The sequence below is a fragment of the Pseudonocardia alaniniphila genome (assembly GCF_022524485.1).
GTDB classification, from domain to species: Bacteria; Actinomycetota; Actinomycetes; order Mycobacteriales; family Pseudonocardiaceae; genus Pseudonocardia; species Pseudonocardia alaniniphila.
This window is the reverse complement of record NZ_JAKXMK010000041.1, coordinates 92,819-104,101: the sequence shown is the minus strand read 5'-3', so window position 1 is coordinate 104,101 and position 11,283 is coordinate 92,819. Positions and strand designations below refer to the sequence as shown.

The window sequence follows — 11,283 nt, the reverse complement described above, 5'->3', positions numbered from 1 at the left end:
CACCTTCGCCGGACGCATCATCCCCACCAACGGCAGCTAACCATCACGACCAGTTACACCAGTCGTCGGACACTCCCACCTTCGGCCATCGTCGTCGGTGGCGGGGTCATCGGGTTGTGCACGGCGCTGCTGCTTGCCCGAGACGGGTATTGGGTCACGGTCCTGGAACGCGACGCGGCGACACCCACGGAGCCGAGTGCAGCGTGGGAGTCGTGGGACCGGCGTGGCTGCGTGCAGTTCCGGCAGCCGCACTTCTTCGCCTGGTCGAACGCGGGTGGGCGACCCCCGTGGGAGCCCTTGGCGCTGCGACGCTGGATCTGGTCGCTGCGCTCAGGACTAGAGCCTGTCCTCAAAGCGGGTGTCGCTGGTCTGGTTTGATCTTGTGTTTGTGGTGCGCAGGCACGAGCTCACTGATGAGCAATGGCAGGTGATCGAGCCGTTGCTTCCGGCCTCGGGGGCGAGGGGTCGGCCGCGGGTGGATGACCGGCGGGTGATCAATGGGATGTTGTTCAAGGCCAAGACCGGGGTGGCGTGGCGGGACCTGCCCGAGCGGTACGGGCCGTGGAAGACCGTCTACAACCGGTTCTGGCGCTGGTCACGCAACGGCACCCTCACCGCCCTGGTTTTGCGGGTGCGGGTGATCGCCGAGGCGATCGACGAACTCGACCGTGAGGTCTCGGTGGACTCCAGCATCGTGCGCGCCCACCAGCATGCCGCCGGCGCCCGCAAGGCCATCACCACGCCGTCTTCCCCAGGAGGTGGACGAGTCCTGCAACGGACACGACGAGCCAGATGATCATGCTATCGGGCGGTCCCGGGGCGGACCCTCTACCAAGATCCATCTTGCCTGCGTTCGGGTACTTGCGGATAAGGGCTACTCCAGTCGTGCCAACCGTGCATACCTGCGACGACGCGGGATCCGGGCGACCATCCCCGAGCGGCGTGACCAGCAAGCCCACCGGGCTCGCCGCGGCTCGGTGGGCGGGCGCCCACCCGCCTTTGACAAGCTCGCCTACAAGCGACGCAACGTGGTCGAACGCTGCTTCAATCGATTCAAGCAGTACCGGGCCATCGCCACCCCGCTACGACAAGACCGCCACGTCCTACCAGGCCATGATCGACATCGCGACCCTCCAGATGTGGCTTTGAGGACAGCTCCTAGGCCGGTGGGTCAAGCAGCATGATCCACAAGACCGAGCAGAGTTGTTAATGCAGTGTGTATGAACCGACGGAGCCGGGCAGGGCGGCTTGATCGGTATGCCTACCTCGGGCACGCGCTCACCGCACGAGCTGACGGGATGCCAGGCGGTGTCCACACACCACGGGAGGAGCTTCCACGAGGGTCGACCTGGCCCCACTTACATCCGTCCTTATCCCAGCCAGGCCGGATGCGCATGACCTCCTGCACCGTGCGGCAGGGTTTCGCCGAAAGGCGTCGAGCTGGGTCTGTTTGTCGACCCCGCGTGCCGACGACCGGCACCCCGCCGGAGGTAGCCGGGCAGCTCCAGTCGGCGCTCGTCGGGCCGGTTACAGGGCGGACGCTCGACGATGCGTACTCGCGACCGCACCGGGTACGCCACCGTGCATGACCAACATCCAGCAAAGCATCGACGTCGCCGTGCCCGTCAGCACCGCCTACAACCAGTGGACGCAGTTCGAGTCGTTCCCCCACTTCATGGACGGCGTCGACCGCATCGAGCAGGTGACGCCGACCAGGACTCACTGGGTCACCCGGATCGCCGGCGTCGAGCGAGAGTTCGACGCCGAGATCACCGAGCAACACCCCGACGAACGCATCGCCTGGAAAACCGAGAACGGCACCCATCAGGCGGGTGTGGTCACCTTCCACCGGCTCGACAACGCACACACACGCGTCATGCTGCAGCTCGACCACGAACCGCAGGGGCTCGCCGAGAAAGCGGCCGACGCGCTCGGCGTCATCCAGAAGCGCACAAAGGGCGACCTGGAGAACTTCAAGCAGTTCATCGAGAACCGGGGCCACGAGGAGGGCGGCTGGCGTGGCGATGTCGGCCGCAGCCCGCAGCGACCCGTTGCCGGCACAGGCAGTGACGAGCTGAGCGGCTCCTCTGGACCTATCTGATCGGCTGATCCGCGCCGTGCACGCTCACGACGGACATGCCGCGGCGTGCACGGCCGCTCGGTCAGCAGGAAACCGAGCCGATTGGCGCGGCCCAACCCGGATGCAAGCGGTGAACGCCCAACTGCTAAGGAGCCGATCTCAATACGCCTGCTGACCACTCCCTTGCGCGAGGCACTGCGCCTGTTCCAGAACGACAGTCGTGTCGTGACCCCCCCGCCATGGCTCCACGGTTGCCACCCTCACCAACCAGGACGTCTTCGAGATTCTCACGCTACGTAGCGGACTCGAGCGAATGGCCGTGGAGCTCGGGGTGCCGGTGCACGACCCACAGCGGCTGGTCGCCTGCCACGAAGCCCTCGCTCGCACGGAGCAGAACGCGCGTGACAAGGATTGCGGCCCGCTCGTGGAGAATGGCTACGCCTTCCACTCCCCGATCGTGGCCCTGGCCGGACACCGGCGGCTCTCGGAGATGTACCGGCCAGTGCAGCAGCAAGTGCTGCTGTGCATGTCACGGAAACTCAGCACTCGGGAGCGCTTTCACGAGAACCTCATGGAGCACGCCGCGCGCTACCGCCACCTACTCGAGCTGATCGAGGCCGGCGAGCCGCCCGCCGTGCTCGCCGAACTCGCCGTGCTCGCCGTGCATGGCGAGCGCTCCTTCGCGGAGCACTGAACGACGGCCGACCGGAACGCCGCGTCGATTCGGTCTGTGACCGGGCTCGTCGCTATACGGGTCGGGCGGTGGGAGCCGAGGACACCGCTCGACCCCACAAATGCCGCGCCGAACGCACCTCGATCTACTCCGACACGCCTGCGCCCTCATCTGCCACCGCTCGGCCGCCGGGTCGATGCCTGGCCAGCGCGATCCGGCCCTGGTAGTGCCGAGCACGTCGCCGCTCGCTTCCCTGGATCCGGGCATATGTCTCGGCGTTTTTGCCTGTGCGACGGAGGCGACCCGGGGCTCATTGATTACTCGTTTCGCGTCACGGATCGAACCCGGCCAGGTCGAACCGCCCTGTGCCCCCTGCACTGTGAGACCTGCCTATTCGGATAGCCCGTCGGTCCCTTCTATATGGCCTCATGCCAGCCGCGGATCCTTCGCTCGCCAGATTCTTCAGCAGGCACCACGCAGTTGGCGCGCACGCGGCGAACCAGCCACAGCGCTAGGGCGAACCAGAGCAAGATCAGCACTACCCCGACCATCACCGCGGCGGACACCGCGAACTCCCGATCGACTGCGACGTCGAGCACCAGCAGTACCGCGCCCGTCAGCGTCAAAGCGAGCGTCCCCAACCCCGCCAAGAACAACCGGTGGCCTAGCTGCACGGTCTCGGCTTTCGCACCGCACTGGAACGTGACCCGATGGACAGCTGCCGGAGCCACCAGCAGTCCCGCAGTGACCACGGACAGCAGCAGAGTGACCACGTACATGCACAACTGAACGGAATCGATACGGCTGAAACGCTCGGTGAAAGCGAGCGCGAGCAGAAACCCAAACAGGATCTGCACCCCTGTCTGGGCCACCCGCAACTCCTGCAGCAGCTCAAGCATGTTGCGATCCGCGCGCTGCAACGCGCCCTCACCCCGGCCGTCCTCGTCGTGCCCACCCAACACGCCAGTCGCCCGGACCGTGTCCCACTGCTTCATGGCCTGTTGAGTACCCCAACCAAAATCTGGCGAACCCTTGGCTCCGTCATGCCGACCGGCACGTCATAGATAGCTCGCCATCAGCCCGACGTTCGATTGAAGTCTTGGAGCTGGTCTTTCTGATCCGCCCACCCATCAGTAGCGCAACCGCAGCGAGCCAGGCCACAAATCACCGGTTAGCGCCGCTCCCAGTTGAGCGGCGGAGCGCTCTACCCCTTTTCCGTCTTCGGTTGGTTCTCATGCCTCCACCGTAGCCGTCCAGACACCTTCGGCGAATCGGGCGAGCGGGCCGCGTGACCCGTTAGGCCGTTTGGGCAGGGGCACGACGACATGGCGCGCGATCTGGCCGCCGACGCACGGCGTCGGGACTCTGCGCCTTACTCCGCTGTGAGTTGCCGACGCAGCTGCGCCAGGGTCATGCTCAGCAACCTCGAGACGTGCATCTGGGAGATCCCGGTGCGCTTTGCGATCTCGGTCTGGGTCATGTTGCCGTAGAACCGCAGCAGGACGATCTTACGCTCGCGCTCCGGCAGCGCCTTCACCAGCGGAGCGAGGGATTCCCGGTTCTCGACGAGGTCCAGCTCCGGATCGGTGACCCCGAGGGTGTCGGCGACGCTGCCCTCACCGAAGCCCGCGTCATCCTTGCGTTGCGGCTCGTCGAGCGAGGAGGGGCGGGACTCGTAAGCGGCCTGCAACGCCTCGATCACCGAGTCCAGATCCACGTCCAAGTGCCGTGCGAGCTCACTCGGTGTGGCGGCACGCCCCATCCGCTGACTCAGCTCGTCCGCGGCCCGGTACACGCGGACCTGCAGCTCCCTGATCGGGCGCGGTACCCGGATCGCCGAGGTGCGGTCCCGGTAATGGCGCTGCACCTCCCCGTTGATGGTCGGGATCGCGAACGAGAGAAAATCGACGCCGCGCGCTGGCTCGAACCGGTCGACCGCGTTGATCAGCCCGATCGTCGCGACCTGCTCGAGGTCATCGAGGTTCTCGCCCCGATACCGGTGCTTGCGCGCGACGCGCTGTGCCACCGGTAGAAATCCCTTGATCAGTTCGTCGCGCAGTACCTGCTGCCGTGGATGATCAGCCGGGAGCCGCACCCGCTCGGCGAACAGCGGCGCAAGATGCGCGTAGTCGTCGCGGCGCTCCGTCCCCCCGGCTTCCCCTCCCACGACCCGCGGCTGGGACATCGCCGGTGCCAGCGCGTCGGCCACGGGCTCGCAGTACTCCAGAGCCGCCGCAGCTCCGGTGACATCGAGGATCCGCCGCACCACCGGAGGGCCACCAGCCACCCGGAACGCGACGCCGGCCGCACTCGCTTGGTGATGCCCCCCGCAGAGAACCACAACCCCCGCCGCACTCATGACTCGGACACGGGCGAGATCCACCACGATCGACCGGGACGCGGCCCCGCCTATCTCGTCAACGACAGCGTTGATGACACCGGGGAGGAACTCGACAGTACCGAGCTCGACCTCGCCATCGGGGCGCAGCACGAGCGTCCCGTTGCCCGGCTCGCCCAGACCGACCGTGAGAGCGCTCCCCTGCCGGGCCGTCGGTTGCTCGCCGACGGACACCACGGTGCCCTCGGGAAGCTCCGCCCAGCCACCGAGCAGGGCGGCCAGGTCGCCGACCGCCGGGCCCGGGGCGATGTGGAACCTCGTGTCCCCCGCACGGGCCTGGCGTGCGGTGCGGGCCAGGATCTCCAGGCCGCCGCAGTCGATGAACGCGAGGTCGCGGAGATCGACGGACAGGCTGTCGACAGCCACCGCGAGCCCCACGGCCAGAGCCGTCGAGAAATGCGAGGCCGTCGCCAGGTCCACCTCGCCCTGAACCCGCAGGACCGTCTCGTGGTCTCGGCACCCGAGGGCGACCTCCAGCGAAGGCGGCGTATTCGAAAGCGTCGTCGTGAGGTTGTCTCTGTTGCCGGACGATGCAGCGGGAGACAGGCTGGATGACATGACCACGGCGTCTTAACCCAGCCCTGTTCGTCGATCTCGTCGGCGAGCCGCACGGTGCCTTGGCCGCTGCTCCCTACCGGCTGGGCCACGCCTTCGATGGCCGGTCCTAGGAAGCGCAACGGGTCCGGTACACCAGCGGTGGTGAGCATCTCCCGAAAGGGACCGCCGAGATGAACGCGCCCAGCGGTGGCTCGACCAGCCCCACTGCGAGAGCGGCCGCGATTCCACCGAAGTAGCCCAAACGGTCGATGGACGTCGATCTCGAACCGGCCGGCTCACGACACCATCCCGGCCTCTCCACCGTCACTCATCTCCGACCTCCGATCCCTCGGCGGGCCCAGATAACCTTCACGCCGGTACCCGCTGGCTCCGGTGCACAACCCTTACTCGAGTACGGCACCCGGCCAGGCCCCGAAGGCCTGGGCCAGCCCCGGGTGCTCGGCGAGGGTCGCGGTTCGCGGCGAGAAGACGGTGTTGGCCAGCCCGTCCAGCAGCGTGACGGTCCGCGCGGCCCCACTCACACCCGGCGCTTCACCTTCATCCCCACGGGTACCCCTGAGGTGACCTGCTCCTGCAACGACATTGCCGCAGCGCGCGTGGGGTACCGCGGTGCACCTCGAGTTGACGGGGTGCCGTCCGCGTCGGGCTACCGCGCCGACGCCACCGCCTGCGACGGGCGCGGAGGTGACGGCCATTTGGGATGCCGGCCCCGATGGCCGGGCCACTGTCGTCGGCATCACGGCGCAACACGCTCGCCTCCATCGACATCCGCACCATCGGCGGGCGGCCGTTGCTTACGTTGCCTGGCTGAGCGTTCCCGGCGAACGTCTGCCGAGGGTTGTGATCCTCGTTTCAGGGAACCTTGCGGCAGACCGCAACGTGAATGGAGACCGACCATGGGCCATGACCAGTTCACCCAGCAGGACCCCGGCGAGCAGCACGACGTCCCGGGGAGCGGCAGCGAGACCGTGGAGTACCCGGGCCGCACTGACGAGATGGACGTTCGGCCTGACCACGGCGAAGAGACCTATCGGGGAACCGGGCGCCTGGAGGGCAAGAAGACCGTGATCACCGGCGGCGACTCCGGGATCGGTCGTGCCGTCGCGCTCGCGTTCGCCCGGGAAGGGGCCGACGTGCTCATCTCCTATCTGGAGTCGGAGGAGAAGGACGCCCAGGAGACCGTGCGCCTGGTGGAGGAGGCCGGGCGCAAGGCGGTGACAGTGCGCGGCGACGTGCGCGAGGAGGCGCAGTGCCAGGCGGTGATCGACCGGGCCGTGCAGGAGTTCGGCCGGATCGACGTGCTGGTGAGCAACGCTGCCTATCAAATGTCGCAGGACGAGGACATCGACGCCATCACGACCGAGCAGTTCGACCGGGTGATGAAGACGAACATCTACGCGATGTTCTGGTTGTGCAAGGCGGCGATCCCGCACATGCCGGAAGGCTCCTCGATCATCACGACCTCATCGGTGCAAGCTTTCAACCCTTCGCCCCACCTCCTGGACTACGCCACGTCCAAGGCCGCGATCGTCAACTTCACCAAGGGGCTGGGCAACAACCTCACCGAGAAGGGCATCCGGGCGAACTCGGTGGCCCCCGGCCCGGTGTGGACGCCGCTGATCCCGGCGACGATGCCGCAGGAGAAGCTCGAGTCGTTCGGTAAGCAGTCGCCGCTGGGGCGTGCCGCACAACCCGCGGAGCTTGCACCCATCTACGTGTTCCTGGCTTCCCAGGAGTCGAGCTACATCACCTCCGAGGTGATCGGCGTGACGGGCGGCTCCCCGATCACCTGATTGTTCATACTCGGCTTCCGTGCGCTGACGGTGCGACACGTCGATGCGCGCGAGGTGCTGCCGGGAGCGTTGCTGTCGACGCCGGGAGACCGCGACGCCCCGATCACCAAGCCGGACGGCTGGTACGGCACCAGGTGTCCGGCTCGCCCGTCACACCAGCGGGCTGACATCGATCGGTACGCCCTTCGGCGCCTGCTCGTGCACTGCATATTGATCTCAGAGTGTCCGACGGCATGGCGGCTCGCGAGGTCACTCGCCCCACCCGCCGGTGCCGAGCAGCGACCCAAATCGAGCCACAGGGCCTCAACTATGTCGACACGTCGGCAAGGCGAGTGACCAATCATTGAGCGGGGTCAGCTTCCGTCTCGGCCGCCCCATCATCGTCAGTGTCTACGGCAACATCACGGGCACTGCCGCGGATCTCCTGGCTTTCCTCGGCTGTGCTCAGATCACTGTCCTCGCCATAGTGCGGATCCTGGCCCGAATCCTCGCCATAGTGCGGATCTTGCTTCTCCGCCATGCTTCTCATCCTCCTTTCCAGTAGCGGAGGATCCCCCCGGCCGAGCTCGTCAAACATGACCATGACCAGATAGAAGGTGCGGCAACACCATCCGGTCGGCGCCGGCTGAGCCCACGTAGAGGGTTACGCCCCGCTGGCATTTAGTGGGTATCCGCGGCTTGCGGCGATGCCCCTACTCACTATCGGTTTGATGAATAACGACCACATCGTGATTTGCCCTGTTGTCGCCCGGTGCCGGCGACCAGCTCGCCGCTACCCGCCTCGGTCGCTCCCCCGCGCACCTCGTCGAAATCGCCGAGCAGCTCCGCGCCCACGGCGTCGACCTCCGAGCCCACCCGGGCCGACGGCCGGCAGGTGCAGTCGGCCAGTTGCTCTGCGTCGATCAGGGGTCCGCTGCGAGGTTGAACGCGCCACGAACATCACGCGGGACGGTCAGTCGCTACACCTCGCCTACGTCGGCCGAGCACAGCGCCTGGAAGCACCGCCCGGCCAGGTCGGGCACCGCCGGAATCAGACCAGGCGGCGTCTGGAGGTTGACCGCTCGGGCTCCGGGTATCGCCCAGCCAACCCATCTGTGCTGGACTTGGAGGAGATCCATGGTTCCCACCACAACCGCCGCGGAGTCGTTATGGCTCGCCGGACGCGCGGGGGTCTTGTTCCCGCTGCCGGGCACGGAACGGGCCTTCGACGTTCTCGTGCTGGGGGGTGGCATCACCGGGCTGACCACTGCGCTGCTGCTCAAACAGCACGGAGCCAGGGTCGCCGTGATCGATGCGGGCCGCGTCGGCACCGGCGCGACGGGCAACAGCACGGCGAAGGTGACGGCGCTGCAGGGCACCATGCTCTCCACCATCGCGCGGACCAGGGGCGCGGGCGTCGCCGCGGCGTACGCCGAGCACTCGCTCGCTGGGGTCGAGACGGTCGCGAAGCTCGTGACAGAGCTCGGAATCGGCTGCGACCTGCGGCGTCGCGCCGCGTACACCGTCGCCCTGGATGATCACGAGCTCAGCGCCGTCGAGCAGGAGACCGACGCCGCGCACGACGCGGGTCTGCCCGTCGACACGACCTCCGAGGTCGACCTCCCATTCGATGTGGCCGGTGCCGTTCGGCTGGACGACCAGCTCGAACTGCATCCGCTCGCCTATGCGCGCGGGCTCGCCGCCGCGATCGACTCCGAGGGATCGCGCGTCTTCGAGCAGACCCGCGCGCTGAGCGTCGAAGAAGGCCGCCCGGTCCGTGTCATGACCACGCACGGGGAGCTCAGCGGGGAGCGGGTGGTCGTCGCGACCCACTACCCGATCTGGGACCGCGGTCTGTACTTCACGCGGCTGAAAGTGATGCGGTCATACTGCATCGCCACACGGGTCCGCGGCGAGCCGTCCCGCAGTATGTCGATCACTGCTGGCACTCCGACCTGGTCGTTCCGCTCCGCAGGAGATCTCATGATCGTGTGCGGGCAGGGCCACGCGGCCGGAGCCCGCGAGGCCGGGCAGGACCGTTTCACCGCGCTCGAGGACTGCGCCCGCCGACACTGGGACGTCACGGAGATCACCCACCGGTGGTCTGCGCAGGACGCAGTCCCCTACGACAGCACCCCCATGATCGGCACGTACACGCCCGTGTCATCGCGGATGTTCGTCGCCACCGGATTCTCGAAGTGGGGCCTTTCCGGCGGCACGATGAGCGCCATGCTCCTGGCCGCGCAGATCGCCGGCGAACAGGTCCCCACCGACGTGTTCAGCCCGCATCGGCTCTCGCTACGCGGGCTTCCGACACTGGCCCGGATGAACACAAAGGTCGGCGTCGACATCGTCGGCGACCGGTTGATGCCGGGCCAGGGTTCCGCCGAGCAGACGCCACCCGGCCAGGCGCGGGTCGTGCGCTCGGGCACCGAGCGAACCGGCGTCTACCGCGACGAGGCCGGCCTGCTGCACGCCGTCTCGCTGCGCTGTACCCACCTCGGATGTCTCGTCCGGTTCAATGCCACCGAACGAAGCTGGGACTGTCCCTGCCATGGTTCCCGGTTCGACGTCGACGGGGCAGTGCTGGAAGGGCCGGCCGTTCGTCCGCTCCCCCGCACGTGCCCACCGTCCGAGGCGTGAATACCCGTTCGCCTTCACGGCATCAGCGCTGCGCCGCCCCCGAGGCCAGTCACGACAAATGATTCCTGTTCACGTCGCTCACTTGTTTAGACCTCGGGGTCGGCGTTCACCGGCAGCAGCGCCCATACCGTCTTGCCGTCTGCGTGGTTCGAAACGTCCCAGTGGGAAGCCAGGTTCGCTACCACGTGCAACCCCCGTCGAGGTCCTCCGACGACGCGCGGCCGGGGACGGGGAGCGGGCCCCGGGAGGTAGTCACGCGCCTCGATGAACAACCCCTGCTCGGTCAACCGCAATATCAGAACACAATCCGTGCCACAATGGACGACTACGTTTCTGACCAGCTCGTTCGCCACAAGGCAGGCAACCTCGGCTGTGGCGTCGATCTGCCAATCTTGGCAAACGCCGACGGTGAACTCCCTGCCGCTGCGAGGAGCGGCTACCGACGGCAACAGCCGCAGAGGACGGACGACGGTCTTAGGCCGCAGCAGGCTCCTGCGCCGCGCCGTCTCGAGGTCGCCCGTGCCGGCCACCGGTCGAATGACCGAAGACGCGTACTCGCGAGCACGTTGGGTACATACCGTGCATGACCAAGATTCAGGAGAGCATCGACGTCGCCGTGCCGGCCAGCACGGCCTACAACCAGTGGACGCAGTTCGAGTCGTTCCCCGACTTCATGGACGGCGTTGAGCGCATCGAGCAGGTGACGCCGACGCGGACGCACTGGGTCACCCGAATCGCGGGCGTCGAGCGAGAATTCGAAGCCGAGATCACCGAGCAGCATCCCGACGAGCGGATCGCATGGAAAACCGACGACGGGACCCATCAGGCGGGTGTCGTCACCTTCCACCGGCTCGACGACACACATACGCGCGTCATGCTGCAGCTCGACCACGAGCCGCAGGGGCTCACCGAGAAAGCAGGCGACGCGCTCGGCATCATCCAGAAGCGCACGAAGGGCGACCTCAAGAACTTCAAGCAGTTCATCGAGAACCGGGGCCACGAGGAGGGCGGCTGGCGCGGTGACGTCGGCCGGAGCCCGCAGCAACCCGTTGCGGGGGCGGGCGTCGACGAGCGGAACGACTTTCCCGGGCCTAACTGATCGCCGATCCATGCCGGGATGCACGCGCCGGACGGGCTGCGTCGCGCGCGTGCACCCGGA

General features: G+C 67.2%; 10 protein-coding genes and 1 pseudogene. 7 read left to right on the top strand and 4 right to left on the bottom strand.

The window, feature by feature from the left end:
• The first annotated feature begins 42 nt into the window (after window positions 1-42).
• The 4 genes and pseudogenes from MMF94_RS43895 (at window position 43) to MMF94_RS36990 (ending at window position 2,774) form a co-directional block, all read left to right on the top strand.
• Window positions 43-378 carry an FAD-dependent oxidoreductase gene (locus tag MMF94_RS43895; RefSeq protein WP_420852492.1) on the top strand — a complete coding sequence of 112 codons (336 nt, stop codon included), beginning with the start codon at window positions 43-45 and terminating at the stop codon, window positions 376-378.
• Between the two features lie 13 nt (window positions 379-391).
• Window positions 392-1,149 (top strand): annotated as a pseudogene (locus MMF94_RS37000) (IS5 family transposase).
• Between the two features lie 436 nt (window positions 1,150-1,585).
• On the top strand, window positions 1,586-2,101 hold the full coding sequence (locus MMF94_RS36995) for an SRPBCC family protein (protein WP_241042128.1): 516 nt from the start codon (window positions 1,586-1,588) through the stop codon (window positions 2,099-2,101).
• Between the two features lie 262 nt (window positions 2,102-2,363).
• Window positions 2,364-2,774: an FCD domain-containing protein gene (locus MMF94_RS36990; protein ID WP_277398911.1), complete on the top strand. Its 411-nt coding sequence runs from the start codon at window positions 2,364-2,366 to the stop codon at window positions 2,772-2,774.
• A gap of 395 nt (window positions 2,775-3,169) precedes the next feature.
• Here MMF94_RS36990 and MMF94_RS36985 read toward each other — a convergent pair whose 3' ends face one another.
• The 3 genes from MMF94_RS36985 to MMF94_RS36970 all read right to left on the bottom strand — a co-directional run bounded on the left by MMF94_RS36985 (window position 3,170) and on the right by MMF94_RS36970 (window position 6,230).
• Window positions 3,170-3,748 carry a DUF6328 family protein gene (locus MMF94_RS36985; RefSeq protein WP_241042126.1) on the bottom strand — a complete coding sequence of 193 codons (579 nt, stop codon included), beginning with the start codon at window positions 3,746-3,748 and terminating at the stop codon, window positions 3,170-3,172.
• A gap of 377 nt (window positions 3,749-4,125) precedes the next feature.
• Window positions 4,126-5,709, bottom strand: coding sequence for a SigB/SigF/SigG family RNA polymerase sigma factor (locus MMF94_RS43635; RefSeq protein ID WP_338104411.1), 1,584 nt, complete (start codon window positions 5,707-5,709; stop codon window positions 4,126-4,128).
• Between the two features lie 383 nt (window positions 5,710-6,092).
• Entirely contained in the window at window positions 6,093-6,230 is a 138-nt protein-coding gene (locus MMF94_RS36970) for a hypothetical protein (protein ID WP_241042125.1), read from the bottom strand.
• A gap of 375 nt (window positions 6,231-6,605) precedes the next feature.
• Between MMF94_RS36970 and MMF94_RS36965 the strand changes: the two genes are divergently transcribed.
• On the top strand, window positions 6,606-7,502 hold the full coding sequence (locus MMF94_RS36965; protein ID WP_241042124.1) for an SDR family oxidoreductase: 897 nt from the start codon (window positions 6,606-6,608) through the stop codon (window positions 7,500-7,502).
• 340 nt (window positions 7,503-7,842) lie between these two features.
• Here MMF94_RS36965 and MMF94_RS36960 read toward each other — a convergent pair whose 3' ends face one another.
• Window positions 7,843-8,022, bottom strand: coding sequence for a hypothetical protein (locus MMF94_RS36960; protein WP_241042123.1), 180 nt, complete (start codon window positions 8,020-8,022; stop codon window positions 7,843-7,845).
• 596 nt (window positions 8,023-8,618) lie between these two features.
• Here MMF94_RS36960 and MMF94_RS36955 point away from each other — a divergent pair.
• Together MMF94_RS36955 and MMF94_RS36950 are read left to right on the top strand one after the other, a co-directional pair.
• Complete coding sequence (locus MMF94_RS36955) at window positions 8,619-10,124, top strand: FAD-dependent oxidoreductase (protein WP_241042122.1); 1,506 nt, start codon at window positions 8,619-8,621, stop codon at window positions 10,122-10,124.
• A 583-nt stretch (window positions 10,125-10,707) separates the two neighbouring features.
• Window positions 10,708-11,223, top strand: coding sequence for an SRPBCC family protein (locus tag MMF94_RS36950; RefSeq protein ID WP_241042121.1), 516 nt, complete (start codon window positions 10,708-10,710; stop codon window positions 11,221-11,223).
• The last annotated feature ends 60 nt before the right edge of the window (window positions 11,224-11,283 follow it).